At 64.2% G+C, this 18,836-nt stretch carries 13 protein-coding genes, 1 tRNA gene and 3 pseudogenes; 10 read left to right on the top strand and 7 right to left on the bottom strand.

Annotation, left to right across the window (positions count from 1 at the left end; translation table 11 throughout):
• Positions 1-17: 17 nt before the first annotated feature.
• Positions 18-216, top strand: a pseudogene (locus B0293_RS25640) (VOC family protein); the annotation flags it as partial.
• On the opposite strand, the gene lspA reads toward B0293_RS25640, so the two are convergent.
• The 6 genes from lspA to B0293_RS25610 form a co-directional block, all read right to left on the bottom strand.
• Positions 194-712, bottom strand: a complete 519-nt coding sequence (gene lspA, locus B0293_RS25635) for a signal peptidase II (RefSeq protein WP_039917264.1) — start codon at positions 710-712, stop codon at positions 194-196. The pseudogene B0293_RS25640 and the gene lspA overlap by 23 nt on opposite strands.
• Entirely contained in the window at positions 690-1,184 is a 495-nt protein-coding gene (locus tag B0293_RS25630) for a carboxymuconolactone decarboxylase family protein (RefSeq protein WP_005155570.1), read from the bottom strand. Before B0293_RS25630 ends, lspA begins: the two co-directional genes overlap by 23 nt.
• Positions 1,184-2,608, bottom strand: coding sequence for a HAMP domain-containing sensor histidine kinase (locus tag B0293_RS25625; protein ID WP_005155569.1), 1,425 nt, complete (start codon positions 2,606-2,608; stop codon positions 1,184-1,186). Before B0293_RS25625 ends, B0293_RS25630 begins: the two co-directional genes overlap by 1 nt.
• Positions 2,605-3,297, bottom strand: coding sequence for a response regulator transcription factor (locus B0293_RS25620; RefSeq protein ID WP_039917259.1), 693 nt, complete (start codon positions 3,295-3,297; stop codon positions 2,605-2,607). The genes B0293_RS25625 and B0293_RS25620 overlap by 4 nt, the downstream gene beginning before the upstream one ends.
• A gap of 85 nt (positions 3,298-3,382) precedes the next feature.
• On the bottom strand, positions 3,383-3,997 hold the full coding sequence (locus B0293_RS25615; protein WP_005155567.1) for a trimeric intracellular cation channel family protein: 615 nt from the start codon (positions 3,995-3,997) through the stop codon (positions 3,383-3,385).
• Positions 3,997-4,650, bottom strand: coding sequence for a response regulator (locus tag B0293_RS25610; protein ID WP_005155565.1), 654 nt, complete (start codon positions 4,648-4,650; stop codon positions 3,997-3,999). Before B0293_RS25610 ends, B0293_RS25615 begins: the two co-directional genes overlap by 1 nt.
• A 379-nt stretch (positions 4,651-5,029) precedes the next feature.
• On the opposite strand from B0293_RS25610, the gene B0293_RS25605 reads away from it, so the two are divergent.
• The 4 genes and pseudogenes from B0293_RS25605 to B0293_RS44885 all read left to right on the top strand — a co-directional run.
• Positions 5,030-5,102, top strand: a tRNA-Arg gene (locus B0293_RS25605).
• Between the two features lie 321 nt (positions 5,103-5,423).
• Positions 5,424-9,782, top strand: coding sequence for a BREX system serine/threonine kinase PglW (pglW, locus tag B0293_RS25600; protein ID WP_005155563.1), 4,359 nt, complete (start codon positions 5,424-5,426; stop codon positions 9,780-9,782).
• Positions 9,783-9,895: 113 nt separating this feature from the next.
• Positions 9,896-10,261 (top strand): hypothetical protein, encoded by a 366-nt coding sequence (locus tag B0293_RS43980; RefSeq protein WP_005155562.1) that lies wholly within the window; start codon positions 9,896-9,898, stop codon positions 10,259-10,261.
• Between the two features lie 2 nt (positions 10,262-10,263).
• Positions 10,264-10,413, top strand: a pseudogene (locus tag B0293_RS44885) (AAA family ATPase); the annotation flags it as partial.
• A 45-nt stretch (positions 10,414-10,458) separates the two neighbouring features.
• Here the strand turns inward: B0293_RS44885 and B0293_RS25590 are convergent.
• Positions 10,459-11,456, bottom strand: a pseudogene (locus tag B0293_RS25590) (IS481 family transposase).
• A 46-nt stretch (positions 11,457-11,502) separates the two neighbouring features.
• Between B0293_RS25590 and B0293_RS25585 the strand changes: the two are divergent.
• The 5 genes from B0293_RS25585 to pglX all read left to right on the top strand — a co-directional run bounded on the left by B0293_RS25585 (position 11,503) and on the right by pglX (position 18,824).
• A complete protein-coding gene (locus B0293_RS25585; RefSeq protein WP_280620088.1) occupies positions 11,503-12,018 on the top strand; it encodes an AAA family ATPase in 516 nt (171 codons plus the stop codon).
• A 296-nt stretch (positions 12,019-12,314) separates the two neighbouring features.
• Positions 12,315-13,826, top strand: a complete 1,512-nt coding sequence (locus B0293_RS25580) for a S8 family peptidase (protein WP_005155559.1) — start codon at positions 12,315-12,317, stop codon at positions 13,824-13,826.
• Positions 13,827-13,874: 48 nt separating this feature from the next.
• Positions 13,875-14,459: a hypothetical protein gene (locus tag B0293_RS43975; protein WP_209437270.1), complete on the top strand. Its 585-nt coding sequence runs from the start codon at positions 13,875-13,877 to the stop codon at positions 14,457-14,459.
• 246 nt (positions 14,460-14,705) lie between these two features.
• Complete coding sequence (locus B0293_RS25575; protein ID WP_039917248.1) at positions 14,706-14,930, top strand: hypothetical protein; 225 nt, start codon at positions 14,706-14,708, stop codon at positions 14,928-14,930.
• Between the two features lie 237 nt (positions 14,931-15,167).
• Positions 15,168-18,824 carry a BREX-2 system adenine-specific DNA-methyltransferase PglX gene (gene pglX / locus B0293_RS25570; RefSeq protein ID WP_005155555.1) on the top strand — a complete coding sequence of 1,219 codons (3,657 nt, stop codon included), beginning with the start codon at positions 15,168-15,170 and terminating at the stop codon, positions 18,822-18,824.
• Positions 18,825-18,836: the final 12 nt, after the last annotated feature.

Genomic DNA, 18,836 nt, shown 5'->3' with positions numbered 1-18,836 from the left:
TTCGCTGGCCCGCTTCTGGGCCGCGGATCTTCTTCAACTCGGTGCCGGAAACCAAGGCCGTCAAGAATCGCGTGCACCTGGACCTGACGGGAGACGACGTCGACCGGCTCGTCGCCTTGGGTGCGCGTACTCGCACGTCCCGAAGACGGGCTGGTCGTTCTCGCAGACCCTGAAGGGAACGAGTTCTGTCTCGTCACTCCTCGACCGTCTGCTTGACGCCGTCGATCGGGACGCCGCGGAAACTCAACACGAAGAGCGCCACCGCCCCGAAGAACAGCGCGATGTCGGCGACGTTCCCGACGAACCAGCCGTTGTAGTCGATGAAGTCGACGACGTGCCCGCGCGCGAAGCCGGGGTCGCGGAACAGGCGGTCGCCCAGATGCGTCGTCGCGCCGCCGAGCAGCAGACCGAGCGAGATCGCCCAGCCCGCCGAGCGGACCTTGCGCGAGATCCACAGCAGCGCGACCACCGCGACCGCGGCCACGATCGCGAAGATCCAGGTGGAATCGGCGCCGAGTGAGAAGGCCGCGCCCGGGTTGTAGAGCAGCCGGAACCGGATGAAGTCGCCGATCACCGGGATCGGCGCGCGGTCGGTGAGGGCGTCGACGGCCCACCATTTGGTCAGCTGGTCGGCGGCCAGCAGCACCGCGGCCACCAGCAGAGTCCACAGCAGACGGCGGGGCGGCATCTCAGGCGCGTTCTCGGTGCTCATCACTCGTCAGAGTAGTGGCGAGCGCGTTGAGCGCGGCGGGGAAGCCCACGTACACGGCGAGATGCAGGATCGTCTCGACAGCCTCCCTGAGTTCCCCCGCGTCCTTCGCTTCCTGGAGGACGTCGGCCAGCTCCGGGTCCACGCCACCCTTCGCCGTGTACACCGCGATCCGCTTGAGCCGCCGGGTCGTTTCGTCGTCCTGGCCCAGGTCGCCGCCGACGTTCACCACGGCGGCACGATGGAACGCGAGCTGCGCCTCCGCGTAGCCCAAGGCCTCCAGCGCGGCGACCGTCACCAGTTGCCGCTGTGCCAGCGAAAGCCCGGGCCGCTGATAGACACCGCCGTAGACGAAGGCGACCGCTTCCTCGCCGTACTCCGCCGCCTGGGCGGCCTTGAACAGCTCCAGCACCGCGGGGTTCTCGACGCCGCCGAGAAGCCGGAGCAGTTCGAGGCCCTTGTCGTAATCGCCCATCAGGCGGGGGCTCCCGGGAGCCGCAGGGTCATCAGCGCACCGCCGGCGGCGGCGCGGCCCGCGTAGACGTCGCCGCCGTGCCGCTGCGCCGCGTGCTGGACGATGGCCAGGCCGAGCCCGGAACCGGGCAGCGTCCGCGCCTCGGACGAACGGTAGAACCGGTCGAACACCTTTGGCAGGTCCTCGTCGGCGATGCCCGGACCCGAGTCCTCGACTTCGAGCACCGCGGTGCCGTCGCCGACCGGGTACAGCCGGACCCCGACCGTCGATCCCTCCGGCGAGAACTTCACCGCGTTGTCGAGCAGGTTCAGCACCGCGCGTTCCAGTGCGCTCGTGTCACCGGTCAGCACCCACGGCTGGAGCGAGACGCCGAACTCGATCTCGCCCGCGCGGCGGCGGGCCCGGTCCAGCGCGCGCTCGACGACGTCGACCATCTCGACCCGCTCGTGCTCGATCCGCGGCTCGTCCTGGCGGGCGAGTTCGACGAGGTCGCCGATGAGCTGGGTCAGCTCGTCGAGCTGGCCGCGGATGTCGGCCTCGATGTCGCTGCGGTCCTCGTCGGACAGCGTCCGCGCGCCCGGCCTGCTCGCGGACAGGAGCAGCTCCAGGTTGGTGCGCAGCGACGTCAGCGGCGTCCGGAGTTCGTGACCGGCGTCGGCGACGAGCTGCCGTTGCCGTTCCTGCGATTCGGCGACCGTGCCGAGCATCGTGTTGAAGCTCTGGGTGAGGCGGGCGAGTTCGTCGTCGCCGCTGACCGGGATCGGCCGCAGGTCACCCGTGGTGGCGACGCGTTCCGCCGCCGAAGTCAGCCTGTCGACCGGCCGCAGGCCCGCTCTCGCGACGGCGGTCCCCGCGGCCGCGGCGACCAGGATGCCGGCGCCGCCGATCAGGAACAGGACCACCGAAAGCTCGTTCAGGGTGCGCTTGGTCGGGCCGAGCGACTGGGCGAGCACCATCGCCTGCCCCGCGCCCTGCGGGAGGGCGACGACGCGGCTGTCGGTCTTCGGGTCGGTGCGCAGGGAGAACGGGCTGTCGCCGGAAGCGACCGCGATCTCGTCGTCGCCGTACGGCGGGCGGCTGCCGGACTGCGGGTAGGTCAGCCGGACCTTCTCCCCGACCGTCAGCTGGCCGATCTGCAGGTCCGCGCTGGCGAGGAAGGCGCCGGGCACCTGCTGCAGCTCTGTCTGCACCTGCGGTGATTCGACCGCGGCGTGCGCGCGGGCGACGAGGTTGTCGTCCACCTGCTGATAGAGGTTGTCGCGCACGACGAGGTACGCGCCCAGGGACACCAGCGCCACCGCGCCCGCCACCGAAGCGGCCGCGAGCAGCGTCACCCGGCCGCGGAGCGAGAAGCGCCGCGTGCCCCAGCGGTCGCCGCGCGGATCCTTTTCGGACACGTCGACGACCTGGACCGGCTCGGTCACGGCGGGGTTTCCCTCAGGACGTAGCCCACTCCCCGCACCGTGTGGATCAGCCTCGGTTCGCTCCCAGCCTCGGTCTTTCGGCGCAAGTAGCCGACGTAGACCTCCAGCGCGTTGCCCGACGTCGGGAAGTCGTATCCCCATACTTCCTCCAGGATCCGGCTGCGGGTCAGGACGTGCTTCGGGTAGGAGAGGAACAGTTCGAGGAGGGCGAACTCGGTCCTCGTGAGACTGATCTCCCTGCCTGCCCGGCGCACCTCGCGCGTCCCCGGGTCCAAGGTGAGGTCCGCGAACGACAGGACCTCGGCGTTCTGCCCGGCCTGCGGGTCCGGGATCGCACGACGCAGAAGCGCGCGAAGGCGCGCGAGGAGCTCTTCGAGCGCGAAGGGCTTCGGGAGGTAGTCGTCGGCTCCGGCGTCGAGGCCGGATACGCGGTCGGACACGGTGTCGCGCGCGGTGAGGACGAGAATCGGCAGGTCGTCACCGGTGCTTCGCAGGCGTCGGGCGACCTCCAGGCCGTCGAGCCGCGGCATCATCACGTCGAGGACCATCGCGTCGGGTCTGTTGGCGATGATCGCTTCCAGGGCCTGCGCGCCGTCCCCGGCCAGTTCCACCTGGTACCCGTTGAACTCAAGGGATCGCCTGAGTGATTCACGGACGGCCCTGTCGTCGTCCACTACGAGGATGCGCATGGCGACAGTCTTACGCAGAGTGCTGAGACTCGCCTAAGAACACACACAGAACCAACAAAGGAAATCCGGCGGTCCACAGGACGTTTCAGCCGGTCTCGGGCCCCTTTGCAACAGGTGCGTTCCATCTGCGCCACAAAGCGAGCATTCGGACCCCCACCACGACGGCAGCTGCTACCACCGTCACCGGCCCCGGCGGCAGTCGCAGAGCGTGACCGATCACGACGAGCACGGCCCCCGCGAGCGCGGCGACCGCGTAGATCTCCTTCCGCAGCACGAGCGGGATTTCCCGCAGGAGGAGATCACGCACCGCGCCGCCACCGATACCTGTCGTCATCCCGATCAGGCACGCCGCGTAGGGGGTGGCGCCCGCGTTCAACGCGATGGTGGTCCCCGCCGTCGCGAACACCCCGAGCCCGAGCGCGTCGGCGAGCAGCACGGCGCGCCGCAGCTTCGCGATCTGCGGGTGGAAGACGAACACGACCAGCGCCGTCCCGCCGCAGACCGCGAGGTACGGCCAGGTCCGCAGCGTCGTGGGCGGCGTGATCCCGAGCAGGACGTCACGGATGACCCCACCGCCGAGCGCCGTGGTCAACCCGACGACGACCACCCCGAAGACGTCCAACCTGGACCGCACCGCCGCGAGCGCCCCCGAAGCGGCGAACGCGATCAAGCCGAGGAACTCGAGCGCGGTGAGGATCATTACTGGTCGAGCAGGCCGCCGCGGTAGGCCAGCAGCGCGGCCTGCACCCGGTTCGCCGCGCCGATCTTGGACAGGACGGCCGAGACGTAGCCCTTGACCGTGGCCTCGGACAGATGAAGGCGCCCGCCGATCTCCGCGTTGGACAGCCCCTGGCCGATCAGCCCGACGACCTCACGCTCCCGTTCGGACAGCGACGCGAGCAGCTTGCGCGCCGGCTGCGCGGCCCGCTGCTCGTCCCGGTGAGACTGGACCATGCGCGCCGCGACCCCGGGGTCGAGCACCGCGCCACCGCGCGCCAGGTCACGGACCGCCCTGAGCAGCGCCGCCGGATCGATGTCCTTGAGCAGGAAGCCGTTGGCCCCGAGCCGGAGCGCGAGACTGACGTAGTCGTCGATGTCGAACGTGGTCAACATGGCCACGGTCGGTGGATCCGGCAACGCGAGAATGGCCCTGAGCGCGCGGATACCGTCGTCGGGCGCGCGCATCTTGATGTCGAGCAGCGCGACGTCGGGGTGGTACCGCCGGGCGACCTCGACCGCTGATCTCCCGTCGCTCGCCTCGCCCACGATCTCGATGTCGGCAGCGCCGGACATCATGGCACGCAGGCCCGAGCGGACCAGTTCCTCGTCGTCGGCGAACATGAGCTTGATCAACGAAGCCCTCCGGCAGCCGGGGGAGCGGCGTCTCGCGTCCCGTTAACGAAGATTACCTACTGTTGTTCAGGGTTTCGAAACCAGACACGTACGAGTGACCCTCGCGGGTCATCTGTGTCGATCTAGCTTTCGATTCAGCCCTGTTTTCTTGGGTGTGAGTGTGCGTGCTCGGGGACGGATCCGCAGGTCGAGTGTCACTAGGCGGCCACTGTCCCGGTTGGGCCCGCCGATCGGACGACCACTCGGCGCTCGTTTGAGCACAACCGCCGTTCGGGGCATTCCGGGCATTCACCGGGGCGGCCGCGCGCCCTCCGGATGTGACGGTGCCCTCGTGCCCTGCCGGAGCCGGTCACCCGGTAGGCTGTGCCCGGCAGTACATGCCCTCGTAGCTCAGGGGATAGAGCACCGCTCTCCTAAAGCGGGTGTCGCAGGTTCGAATCCTGCCGGGGGCACACCGAGGACGGATACGGGTCAGATGTCGGGCATGGCATTCTCCTTGTTCTGGCGTGTTGCATTTTCGCGGTTCAAGCCGTTGTCACAATCAAGCGGCCACAGTCGTCGTGAGATGTTCAAGGAGCGAAGCACGGCGTTACGTCAGACGCATGCTCGCAAACCGAGCCTCATCGAACGACCAGGCAGGCCTCTGAGCTGCCGAGAAAATATGGCCGTGCAGACCACGGTTCGGCGAGCATCCTGACGGCACCGCTCTCTGTCGGTGGCTCCGACTACACTCCGTTCGGCCAGCGGGCACGGCAGGGATCGAGGGAGGCAGTGTGACACCGGGCGCCAATTCAGGCTCCTCCTCAGTACGTTGGTATCAGCGCAAGCAGTCGGACTATGCCTGGGAACAGGAGGGCCTCGACTTCATCAAGCGCCAGATGCCGGACGCCGAGCCTTACCGTGCCTGGGCAACGTTCTCGTTCACAGCGGCCTCCAGCCGCAGCAACGAGTGTGACCTGCTGATTGCAGTCCCCTCAGGCCTCTATCTACTCGAGCTCAAGGCGCATCCCGGCAGGGTGGTCAACCACGGCTCGACCTGGCGGTTCACCGACCGGCACAGCGGACGAGTCCGTACTCTGCCGAATCCGCTTGAGATGACCAATCTCAAAGCCAAGGAGCTGCGAGGACAGCTGACTCGCGCGGCACAGAAAGTCGGCTACACCGGCCGGGTTCCGTGGATCGAACCGATCGTGTTCCTGACCGATGCCGGACTTCGCAGCGAACTGGACGAGTTCCAAACGCCGAACGTCTACGCACGCCACGCGAACAGCGGCCTCCCCACTGTCTGGGACGACCTCCTCGCACGCCCTCCGCACCGCGAGGCGGACAGGATCCGTCCGGAGTTCGCGTCACGCGTCTTGCCGCAGCTGATGACGGCCATCGGCATCCTGCCCGCCACCGCGCATCTGCGCTACGGCGACTTCTGGAAGCTCGACCCGAAAGCACTCGACGCCGGGCCATTCTGGGAAGATAGGCTGGTCAGGCGCGACGACGGCCAACTCGACGAGCAGGGCCGCCTCAGGATTTATCTGATCAGCTCGGGCACCAGCAAGGCCGACGCCGAAAAGGCCCACCGGGCCGCCAAACGTGAGTACCAGGTGCTGCAGGGCATCGACCACCGAGGCATCGCCCAAGCCCGCCAGTTCGGAGAACACCAGGGCCGGCCTGCGATTCTGTTCCGACACCACGAGTCGGACCTCAGGCTTGACGCATACCTGGCGACATTCAGCGACTCACTGACCTCGGAAACCCGCCTTGGTTTGGTCCGCCAGCTTGCTGAAGCCCTGAAATACGCCCATGACCGGATGCTGTATCACCGTGCTTTGTCACCCCGGTCGATCTACGTCTCCTGTCGGCCAGACGGCTCTAGCCCTGTACTCCGGCTGATCGACTGGCAAACAGCAGCAAGGGACTTCGAGACCACGTCACTGAGGTCCATTGGAGATTCATCGCTGGACGGTGCGTTCATCGAGGACACCGCCTTGCGGTATTTGGCCCCGGAGGCCGAACATCAGTATCCGGATCCAGTGGAGATGGACGTCTTCAGCCTCGGTTCGGTGTCCTACCTGGTGCTGACCAGTCGTCCGCCCGCCTCGAGCCGTTCCGAGCTAGTCGAGCGGGTAGGCACCGACGGAGGCCTTCAGGTCTCTGCCGTGGACGACACCTTGCCTCCCGAGATCGGCGACCTGATCTACGACGCTAGCCGCTCGGACGTCGTCCTCCGTCTCGACTCGGCGGCGGCTTTTCTCGACCGGCTTGACGACGCAGAAGAAGACGCCACGCCGATGCCTGCCGGAAGGTCCTTTGTGGACCCGCTTGAGGCGATCGCAGGGCAGGAGGTGGACGAGGAATGGTTCGTACGCCGTGTTCTCGGCACCGGGGCTACCGCGCGCGCCCTGCAGGTCGAGCGGCTCAGGGAAACTGACGACGGCGCCGTCGTCGATGAGCGAGTCTTCAAGGTCGCGCTGGATGAGGACAGCCGGGCCGCAAGACTGCATGACGAGGCGGAGGCCCTCCGCAAGGTCACGGGTGGCACGATTGTTCAGCTGCTGGACGGACCCCGCCTCATCGGCGGTCACACCGCGCTGGAGCTGGAACTCGCCGGTGAAGTTTCGCTGGCAAAGCATCTGCGCGAGGAGGGCAGGCTCAGCTACCACGACCTGGAAAACTTCGGCCGAGAGCTAATCCTGGCGATGTACCAGCTCGAAGCCGCCGAGATCCACCATCGCGACATCAAGCCGGACAACCTCGGCATCCACCGCCGGGCGAACCGGTCGCGACAGCTGAAGCTGTTCGACTTCTCTCTGGCCAAGGCATCTCCGACGGATACCGTAGGTACCCGCGGTTATCTCGACCCGTTCGTACACACCACGCGGCGACAATTCTACGACGACCACGCCGAGCGGTACGCGGCCGCCGTCACGCTGTACGAGATGGCCACCGGTGAGCGTCCACTGTGGGGTGAAGGCATTAATGCGCCGACAGTCACCCAGGACGAGACGCCCCAAATCGAAGGGCATTTGTTCGACGACCGACTTCGAGACGGTCTTACTGCGTTTTTCAAGCGGGCACTGCATCGAGACACCGCACACCGCTTCACATCGTTGCGCGAGATGGACGACCTTTGGCGCTCGGTATTCACTGAAGCCGACAAAGCACGTCCTGCGACCACACAGGAAACGGTGCGGAACACCGCAGCCGACCGGTCTGACATCGAGGTGCTCGACCGCGCGGCAGAAGCCGCCAAGCTGACAACACCGCTTAGCGCGGCTGGCCTCAGCCCTCGGGCTGCTTCGGTGGCCGACGGCCTCGGCGCAACGACGGTCGGCGAGCTGCTGGACATCCCGGCCTCGACAATCACACGTGCCCGAGGGGCTGGCGCGCTCACACGTCGCGAATTGACCAGGCGACACCGGCAGTGGAGCGCAAAGCTTCGCACAGACACCGGAGCCGCGGACGGGCCGGATTCGGAGAAACTGGCTGTCCCGGTCGATGTCGAGCGCCAGTCTGTCGAGCTGCTGCTGGAACGTCTACTGACCAAGCCCAAGATCAACAGTAAAGACAAAGGCCCCAACGTAGAGCGTCTGACACTAGGGCTGCCGAGAGTCGACGGGTCGGTCGCCGACATCAGTACTTGGCCCGTGCAACGCCTTGTCGCTGACGCAGTGGGACTCACACAACCCTCGGTGTCGACGAAGTACGTCAGTTCCCTCAGGAAGTGGCAGACCTTCGACTGGATGGACACAATCCGCCGCGAGGTCGTGGAGGTCCTCGGCGACCTTGGTCGAATCGCCACCGCGCCCGAGGTGGCGGCTGAGTTCCTCGCGAGGCATGGATCGACCGAGAACGATCCAGTAATCGCGCTGCGCAATGCTTCGGCGATCATCCGGGCAGCGGTGGACACCGAGCTGCTTCTACCGGGCAAGGACGATCTCGAGAGGTCCGAGCCGGCACTGGCGGTTCTCCGGCGCAACGACCGCGTACTCCTGGCTGCCGAATCCCTCGATGGCTCCGACGACCCAAGCCCCAGCGAATTGGGCGACTACGCGATCGCACTGGGCCAGGCGGCCGACGGGATCTCGAAACGCGATCCGCTGCCTAGCTCGGCGACAGCCCTGCGCGACCTTCATGCAGTCGAACGGCCGGAGGGGATGTCACCACTGGCCGACACTCGCCTTCTTTCCCTGGCCGCTTCGATGTCCGCGCATTCAGCCGCCTCCCGCCGCCTGGAACTCTATCCGCTCGACCTCGGTCTGGTCCGCGGTTTGCGCATCTCGCAAGCCGCAGCTGGGGTAAGCGACGACGGAATCACTCTGGATGCGCTTCTCGCGAAGGTCAGGGTCCGCTTCCCGGAGATCTCGCTGGGAACCCCCTCACCGATCGACGTTGGCGAGGCCTTGCGTGACGCTGGCAGCAGCCTGACGTTCGATCCAGTCAAGAATCGCTTCTGCCCACCGAGGCCTGCGGAAAGTCTGCGACCGGCTCGATCATCTTCACGCACGTTGACTTCGATCGACCATGCTGCGCTCAACACTGGGCGCAGTTCCTCGGAGCTGATCACAGCAAGGCTTGTCGACGGACACAGGCTGGGTGGATTCCTGGCTCTCAAGGTCAAGGCGAAGAACCTGCCCGGCACGGCAACACTCGTCGCGTCTGAACATGATGTGGAGGCCGTCGACCTTGGTCGGTTATTCCTCACCGAGCTCCGGGCGCTGGTGAAGGAGCGCAACCAGGGGTGGGACCGAGTTCTGGTCGCCGACACCCGCGTTGGTCGCGACGGCACAGTGCCGCCAGGACTAGCGTCCTACGTGTCGGTGAGCTGGCAGCGCGTTCAGAACCGGCTCATGGCCACCATGGCTGAAGCTGGACCGCGAAGTGTGCTGTTCCTGCATAATGCCGGCCTGATCGGCCGGTATTTCGACGCCGGCGGCCACAGTTTCCTCACCGAGCTGCAGCGTGCAGCTCGTGACCCACAGGCAACACCGCATGGCCTGTGGCTGCTGTGCCCCATGGAGACCGCCGGAGAAGCACCCAGCCTGGCAAGCCAGATTGTCGGTACCGAAGGTGACCACGAGGTCCTGCTCCTGCGCAGCAAGTACCTCGACGAGCTCCACAAGGGCGAGGTCGCCTGAGCTGCACGTCTTCAACAACGCCCGTCCCGCCTACAGCAGACACAGACCCAAGAACGTAGGGTTGAGGCTCAGAAGTTCGGTAGTTCCGGGATCCGGATCTGGGAGGAACGGTCATGGCGCACAGCGACCTCATCCGTCGCCTGTTCGCTAGCCATATCCAGTCGGACGACGTCGGCTTCCGCCATGCCGCAAGTGAGCTGATCGCCGAGGAGCGACGTAAGAATCATCGGCTCCTGGCGGATGAGCTCGAACGTGAACTGAACTCACAGCAACGACCTGGGCCCGGTCTGTCGTTGACCTTCAAGGCGATCCCGAAGAGCCGCGACGAACGTCCACTACTCCGTCTCACGAAGCCGCGGCATGAGCTGGACGACTTGGTTCTGACCTCGAACGTGCGAACACTGGTGGACGAGATCGTCAGCGAGTTCCGGTCTCGCTCGATCCTGACCAGTCACGGCTGCGACCTCGCTCACGCCTGATCATGCTCGGTGCGCCGGGAACTGGGAAGAGCGCCACTGCGCACGCCATCGCCGCCGAACTGAGCATGCCAGTCGCCACGGCGTCGCTGGCCGCCCTAACCTCGTCATTCCTCGGCGACACCGCCCGAAACATCGAATCGGTAGTCCACTTCGCCGAGCAGACGCCCTGTGTCCTGCTCCTGGACGAGTTCGACGTCCTAGGTGTGATGTCCAGGGAGGTTGGTCAGTCGGGTGATGGGTGGTTGGCCTCCGAGGGCGGAGTGGGGTCGGTGGTGATTGTAGAAGTGCAGCCAGGTGGGGAGTGCTGTGTGGCGGTCGGTGTTTGAGGTGTAGTGGCGGGCGTAGGCCCAGCCGTCGGCGAGGGTGCGGTGGAATCGTTCGATCTTGCCGTTGGTTTGTGGCCGGTAGGGCCTGGTCCGTTTCGGTGTGATGCCGAGTTGGGTGCAGGTGTCGCGCCAGGCGTGGGATTTGTAGGCGGCGCCGTTGTCGGACAGGACGCGTTCGACGGTGACGTTGTGGTCGGCGAACCAGGTCACCGCGCGGCGGAGGACGCCGATCGCGGTGGTGGCTTTCTCGTCGGTGTGGATTTCGATGTAGGCCACTCGGGAGTGGTCGTCGATGACGGTGTGCAGGTAGCTGGTTCCGGGGCGGGGTTCGTAGCGGTGGTTGCGCCGGCCGGTTCGTTTGGCGGTCGTTTCCCGGTTGCGCAGACCTTGGCTCCGGCCGACGAACCGGTGGCCCCCGCCGTCGGGGATGTTGCCGAATTTGGTGACGTCGACGTGGATCAGCGAGCCGGGATGGTCGTGTTCGTAGCGGCGCAGCGGTTCGCCGGTGACCCGGTCGATGCGGGAGAGCCGGTTGATCCCGCAGCGCACCAGCACCGCGTGCACCGTCGAGGCGGGCAGGCCCAGCCGACCGGCGATCTGGACCGGCCCGAGCCGGTGCCGCCAGCGCAGCCGCACGATCGCGCGCATCAGGTGTTCGGGTGTCCGGGTCGGGCTGGAGTGTGGCCGGCTACTGCGATCAGTCATCCCCGCGGCGCCGTCGGTGCGGTAGCGCTGGGCCCATTTCCTCGCGGTCCTCGTGGCGACCATGAACATCTCGCCGCCTCCGGAGCGCTCCAGCCCTGCTCGACTATCAGACGCGCCAGCCGTAACCGGGTCCGTGGAGTCAGGGTGGCATTAGGGTGGGACACGAAGGCCTCCAGATCGTGAAGCGGTTCCTAGACAGCTCCACTTCACATCCGGAGGCCTTCACCTGTCAGCACGACAAGCCGCCACCACCCCACATCAGAGAACAACGTCCCTGGACATCACACCGACCAGGCTCGCAGCCAGGCCGGTGACCATGGCGAGATGCGCCGGGTGGCCGCGACAGTCCTGCAACTCCTCGAAGACATGCAGGGTGAATCGGTGGTTGTCGCAACGTCCAATCACCCACAGCTGGTCGACACCGCAGTATGGCGTCGCTTCGACGAGGTGATCGGCTTCGGCAAGCTAAGCCAGAAGCAGTCCAGTGATCTGATCAAGCTGAAATTGCGTGCCCATCGGTCGGAAATCACACCACTGACCTGGGCAAAGAAGCTGGCCGACTGCACTCCCGCGGAAATCGAACTGGTGTGCTTCGACGCGCTGAGGCGGACTGTCCTCGCGGACAAGCCTGCGGTGGACAACGAAGCCATGACCTCGGCATGGCAACGTCTACGCGAGCGCTTGGACACGCTCGCCGGGGTCGTCACGAACGTGGGATCAGACTAGGCAATCCGGCTGATCTTCGATACCGAGCGTAGCCACGGGTCTCTGAACAGGTATGCCGGAGGGTATGTCCCTGACGCCGCAGCTTGCGTTGGGCGTTGAGCGTCAGCACGCCCACCTGAAGATCGCGCGCGCTTTGGACCCGCTTCCACGGCGAAAGGGCACCGGGAGCGGGGGGACGCGGCCCACGCCATGCGGACCACAAACGTCACGCGCGCGACCTTGCCCACCAGCTTGCTTCGCTTCGTGACCTGCACGCTCGACGAGAACCCATCCTGGGTATCGATCCGAATCTGATCATGGTGATCGAGTGCAACGACGCGGTCATCAACGTGGCCGACGCCCTCGTGGGCGCGGGCCTGCGTGTCCTCGAGGCTCGCGGGGATCAAGCCCTGGCCGCCTTCTCGTCTGACCCGGAAATGACCAAGTTCTTCGAACTGCGTACCCGATATGAGACAGAGTCCACTCCAGCGGGAAAACCCCGGTATCAAGGCCTTTTCGATGCTATCGAACGCATCCGGCCACTGGAGCCGTCCGATGTTATCGACGAGGACCTCGGGGAGCGGCTTACATCTGCCAGTCCGGACGAAGTCCTGAGGATCGATCTCGCCTGCTGGTGTAGCGAGGACAGGGAAGACACGATCGAGCGCTACGAGGAAACGCGAGTCGCGCTCACCAATGCGGGAGCGGATGTCCTGGATCGCACATGCCGCCACGAAGTCGGCCTCTCCCTTATCCGAGCTGAAATCTCGGCAGGAGTTGTTCTGGACGTTGTCCGGACAGACCGAATCAGCCGAGCGTCCCTGCTCCCCCAGCCGATCTTCAACCAGAGCGAGATCGATACCTGGCCCGTAGCCAAGCTGCCTCTCATCCGGCCTCCTGCGCCGAACGCACCCCTCGTGGCAATCATCGACTCGGGCATTCAAGCAGGAAATCCACTGTTGGCTCCTGTTGTCTACGAAACTCTCAGCGGCACGGACGAGCTACCAGACGGCGCAGACGAATCGGGACACGGAAGTTTCGTCGCCAGCCTCGCCATCTATGGCTCCCTTGAACAGAAACTCTCGTACCGCACTGAACTTCGTGCAGTCGGAAGAATTCTGGGCATCAGAGTGCTCAATGGCGAGAATCTCTTCCCCACCGCCGAACTCTGGCAATCGGTGCTAGAACACGCGATCGTCCTGGCCGCCGACCGCGGAGCCCGCGTCATCAACCTATCCGTCGGTGACCCCGCGCATCCCTACTATCCGCCGGCGCCGTCGGGCATCGCCGCGGTTCTGGACAAGCTCGCGCGAGAACGAAACCTGGTGATCGTTGTCAGCTCAGGCAACGTCTCGCCCTTCGAATACTCCGGTCCTACTTACGCGAAAGGGTTGCTCGAGTCTGATCAGACTGGGCTGGCTCCTCCTACCATGTCCGCACTGGCCTTGACAGTCGGCGCGTTGGTGCCACACAGCCATCAAGGTGTTCGAGCAGCACAGGAGTCGGTTGCGCTTCAGCAGATGGGAAAGCCCGGCGAACCGAGTCCGGTAAGCAGGACAGGCCCTGGCATGGAGAACGCCGTGAAGCCCGAGTTGTCCGTACCCGGCGGAACATTCACGTACGACAGCGACAGAAAGCGTGTCGCCGCGGACACCAGGCCCGGAGGGGTCGTAGGCGCCGCAGGCGGGCGACCAGACGCTCTTCTGGCGCGAAGCATCGGTACCAGCTTCGCCGCCCCGCTCGTCACCCACGCAGCTCTCCGCGTGCTCGGACGCTACCCCCGGCTCCAGGCGACTGGCGTCCGCGCACTGCTACTGGCAGGTAGCTAAGGTCATCGAAGGCGAGCCGGGAAAGAAAAAGAATACCATAGCCGACGTTTGTCCGATTTCGACAGAGTCGACACTGAAAGGGCCGAGGTTTCCAGTGACCATCGCGTAGTCCTGTTGAGTGAGGAGACATTGGCCGCTGACCAAGTTCATTTCTATACCATCCCAGTTCCGAAAGCCTTCTTCAGCCGAGGCGACAAGAGGATGGCCATCGGATTGGCCTTCGACCCGCCGACCCGTGCGACACGGCTCAGCTATTTGTCCAGCCGGATGTCCGTCTATGCCTATCGCGGGGTCGATGTCGATCAGGTGCGCGCGAAGTTCGCAGCCTCCGCAGAAGAGACCTCCAAAGATCTGAACAACATCGACCTGATGCCAGCAAACGGATCTCGTCTGCTCGGCGCCAATCAAGCGGCGCGGAAGGACTGGGTCGGCCCCTGGGACAAGGACGAGCACCCTGAGCTGGTCGTTGTGGTGCGAAATACGCAGCGATGGCCATATCCGGCAGACGAGCCGATTCGCTATGCCTTGGCAGTGGCGCTCGAGGTCTCGGAAGCCCTCCCGGAACTGTATTCGGAGCTCAGTGCCCAGCTCGATGTTCTCGCCGAGATCGAGTCCGAGATCGAACTCGGCTAGATCCGCGACTCAGAAGGTTCCGTACAGCCCCAGGCGACCAAGTGCCGGGACTGGGCGTGCCCGAGTGCCATGTTGCAGTCAAGCAAAGATGACATACATTACATCGGCAACGGGAGCCGCTGGTCGACCACCATGCGGCGGCTGGACCGGGATCGTCGAGGTCAGCCACGCGATAATGGTCTGCAAGGGCAGCGGAGATGTCCCGGACCAGGTCGATGTCGAGCACCTCGACGCGAACGTTATTCCGTGCAGCCCGTCAGGGACCTCACAGAGCCGAAAACCCTGCTCGACCGCACGGGCGAGCGCATCGAGACGCGGGGCGAAGTCCTTCACCAGCGCTCGTCCGGGTTCGGGCCGGTCGGCGCTGAGGAGCGCCTCGTCGCGCAGCACCGCACGCACCCTGTCGACGTCCAGCCTTGGAACTCGACCCACGAGCCGTCGTCGACCAGCAGGCAAACCCGGCCGCGGTGAGCACACACCCGTAGCGCTCGCCGCCGTCTCCTCGCAGCTCGATGTCGGTTTCGCCTGCGTATCGGAACCCTGCGAGCTTGAATGGACCAGCTTCCGTAGTTCTCCGCCTTCGCGCGCTACGTATGTTAGACGCGCTACCCGCCCATGCTCACGTAACGGATTGGTACGTTGAGTAGCGCTCCGTGGCTCCGCAGCGATCACGCCACGGTGAGCACGAGGGACAGGGAGTACACGCGCGTGGCGAACGGAATCGATCAGAAGGCTCTACTGGCAGACCTGCGGAAGCAGCTCACGACTCTGGAAGACGACTTGCGCGAGCGCAGCGCCGAGCTGGAGTTCGACGGCCCGCTGCGTGATGAGTATCAGAAGGCCGTCGACGCCGACCGCACCGCCGCGATCTACGAAACCTGGCGTGACGATCGAGTCACGCAGGCCGCGGTGGCCTGGCTGCTCGGCTGTGTCTACGTGCGGTTCTGTGAGGACAACGGCCTGATCCCGGAGCCGTTTCTGTCCGGCCCAGGTGATGCGCTCGCCACAGCCCACGAGCGGCAAGAGGCGTTCTTCCGCGCCAACCCGCACCTCAACGATCGCGACTGGCTCGAGGCCGCATTCACCCACCTGACGGAAGCTCACCCAACCGCCGCCGGCCTGTTCGATCGCCGGTACAACCCGCTGTGGGAGCTGACACCGTCGTTCGAGGCGGCGACCGCCCTCCTCTCGTTCTGGCGCCGCCGCGGCCCAGACGGCGAGGTCATCCACAAATTCGCCGACGAGTCCTGGAATACTCGCTTCCTCGGGGACATCTATCAAGACCTGTCAGACCATGCGAAGAAGACTTACGCGCTACTGCAGACCCCAGAGTTCGTCGAGGAGTTCATCCTCGACCTGACACTGACCCCAGCTTTAGAGACCTTCGGCCTTGACCCTGTCGTGGAGATCCACCGCCACGGCGGTGGCACTGAGCGAACCCGCGAGGGCTTGCGCACGATCGACCCAGCCTGCGGCTCGGGTCACTTCCTACTGGGCATCTTCCACCGCCTCCTAGCCGAGTGGCGCCGCACCTCGCCCGGCATCGACGACTGGATCCTGATCCGACGCTCCCTTGAGTCGGTGCACGGCTGCGACAAAAACCCCTTCGCCGCCTCGATCGCCCGCTTTCGCCTGCTAGTCGCCGCACTCAAAGCCTCCGGAACCCGCACACTCGCCTCTGCAGGCGAGTTCCCAATCAACGTCGCCGTCGGCGACTCACTCCTGCACGGCATAGGCGTCGCGGGCGAGCAGATAGACATGCTCGACTCGAAAGCCGACGAGGAGTTCACCTATCGCAGTGAAGACGTTAATGAATATATCAACTCCTGCGACCTACTCACGTCCGCTTCGTACCATGTAGTCGTCGGAAACCCACCGTACATAACAGTAAAAGACCGGCGGGAAAACGAGAACTACCGCGCACGTTGGAAAACCGTGTGCTCTGGCAAGTACGCTCTGTCGGTCCCCTTCGCAGCACGAATGTTTCACCTCGCCACGCCAACCCAACAAGGCGGCTACGTCGGCCAGATTACCGCAAATTCCTTCATGAAGCGGGAGTTTGGCAAGAAGCTCATCGAGAACTTCCTTCGCAACATCGATCTGACTCACATAATCGATACATCGGGCGCATACATTCCCGGACACGGCACTCCGACGGTCATAATAATCGGCCGCAAGAAAATATCCAATGAACACAAACCGATTCGTTCCGCACTTGGCATTCGCGGCGAACCCGAAACACCACCCGATCCCACCCAAGGCCTTGTCTGGCAAGCGATTATCGAGCAGATCAGCACTCCAGGAAGCGAATCTGATTGGATCAGTGTCGCCGATGTCGATCGACACACCCTCAGCAGTCATCCCTGGTCTCTGAGCGGCGGCGGGGCGGACGCCCTACTGGCGCGTATTGAAAATTCCACCACAAAGAAGCTGGAACGCGTCAGCGATTCAATCGGCATAACTAGCTTTACGCTCGAGGACGATCTATATCTGCAACCGAAAAGAAGTGCGTTACGCAAGTCCGTAAGCGAAGAGTACCTTCGAGACATGATCACTGGAGACCTTCTACGTGACTGGTCGAGCGGCAATCCCGAGTCTGCACTATTTCCGTATACAACAGACTTCAAGCCGATTGACGTCGAGGGGACCCCTGGTCTCCATCGCGCCATGTGGCCAGCCAGAACCACAATTTCAAACAACGTCCTCTTCGGCCGAAAAACAAAGCTCGACGCCGAGTTGAAATGGTCGGAGTATGGGAGACTAACTCACAGAAAGCTCCTTACGCCGCTTTCTATAACCTATGCTGAGGTCTCGACGCATAACCATTTTGTTCTCGATCGCGGCGGAAGGATTTTTAAGCAGACTGCGCCAGTAATAAAACTTGCTAGCGGAAGAACTGAAGGTGAACACCTGGCAATACTCGGCCTACTAAACTCATCAACAGCATGCTTCTGGCTAAAGCAGGTATGCCACGATAAAGGTATTCGCGGCGAAGGGGGCGGCTTTACAAGTAACGACTGGGAGCGATTCTTTCAGTTCAACGCTACCAAGTTGCAACAATTTCCATTGCCAGCCGCGGCACCTGCACGCGCAGCCACACTACTAGACGCACTGTCGCGACAACTCGCCGACACCGAACCTTCAGTGATACTCGACAATAATATTCCAAGTCGAGAATCCTTAGAGAACAAACGTATCGAACAGATGAAGACTCGAGCTCAAATGATCTCCATCCAAGAGGAATCAGATTGGGAAGTATACAAACTGTACGGCATCACGAGCGAAATTGAGTCATCCGAACTGCAATACTCACTCGAGGACGTGCCAGAAATTGCGCTCGGCGAGCGCGCGTTTGAAATTTCCATAGCTCGACGTGCTTCCATCGACGATTCTGTAGATCTTGAATGGTTCGACAGACACGGTTCGAAGCCGATCACTGAGCTTCCCGAGCATTGGCCGGAGGCGTACAAGCAGGTCGTTGAGAAGCGGATCGAGACGATCAATAGCCGTCGAGACATTGCACTCATCGAACGTCCCGAGTGCAAGCGACGCTGGGCAACCGAGCCGTGGGAGAAGAAGGAGCGCAAGGCTCTCGAAACCTGGCTGCTCGACAAGTGCGAGGACAAGGAACTCTGGTTCGCCCTCCGCGACGGCTTGACCGGACCACGCACACTGACCGTCAGCCAGCTCGCCGACCTCCTCCGCACCAACGATGACGTCAACTCTGTCGCTGCCCTGTACGCAGCCGACCACCTTGGCAAGCGGGACCTCCCGCTAGCCGACGTGCTGGAGCAGGTCATCGCCACCGAGCACGTCCCCTACCTCGCAGCGATGCGCTACAAGGAGACTGGCCTGCGCAAACGCGCCCAGTGGGAATCCGTCTGGGAGGAGCAGCGCAAGGAGGACCGCACCGGCAAGCGGCTCGACATCAAGGTGCCGCCGAAGTACACCTCTGCGGACTTCGCCAAGACGTCCTACTGGTCACACCGCGGCAAGCTCGACGTGCCGAAGGAACGGTTCATCTCCTACCCCGGAGCTGGCCCAGAAGCTGACCCGACCTTGCTGCTCGGCTGGGCAGGTTGGGATCATAAGGACCAGGCGCTCGCGCTGGTCAACGTGATCAATGACCGGCTCGAGCAGGAAGGATGGGAGACCGACAAGATCGCGCCGCTGCTCGCAGGGCTGGCCGAGCTCATGCCCTGGGTCAAGCAGTGGCACGCTGGCTATGACGCAGAGTGGGGCGGGAACCCCGCGGAGGAGTTCCAGACCGTGCTCGAGCAGCAGCAGACCAAGCATGGGCTGACCGACGAGGCGTTGAGCAAGTGGCGGCCGGAGCAGACGCGGCGCGGCCGCAGGAAGAGCTAGAGGGAGGGGACG

Source organism: Amycolatopsis azurea DSM 43854, assembly GCF_001995215.1.
GTDB classification, from domain to species: domain Bacteria; phylum Actinomycetota; class Actinomycetes; order Mycobacteriales; family Pseudonocardiaceae; genus Amycolatopsis; species Amycolatopsis azurea.
This window is presented reverse-complemented; position numbering and strand designations above follow the sequence as displayed.

Bases quoted from the DNA above. Each gene is read 5' to 3' on its own strand.
- B0293_RS25580 (WP_005155559.1), top strand. From the start codon at position 12,315: ATGGTGATCGAGTGCAACGACGCGGTCATCAACGTGGCCGACGCCCTC.
- B0293_RS43980 (WP_005155562.1), top strand. From the start codon at position 9,896: ATGGCGCACAGCGACCTCATCCGTCGCCTGTTCGCTAGCCATATCCAG.
- lspA (WP_039917264.1), bottom strand. From the start codon at position 712: ATGAGCACCGAGAACGCGCCTGAGATGCCGCCCCGCCGTCTGCTGTGG.
- B0293_RS25615 (WP_005155567.1), bottom strand. From the start codon at position 3,997: ATGATCCTCACCGCGCTCGAGTTCCTCGGCTTGATCGCGTTCGCCGCT.
- B0293_RS25630 (WP_005155570.1), bottom strand. From the start codon at position 1,184: ATGGGCGATTACGACAAGGGCCTCGAACTGCTCCGGCTTCTCGGCGGC.
- B0293_RS25620 (WP_039917259.1), bottom strand. From the start codon at position 3,297: ATGCGCATCCTCGTAGTGGACGACGACAGGGCCGTCCGTGAATCACTC.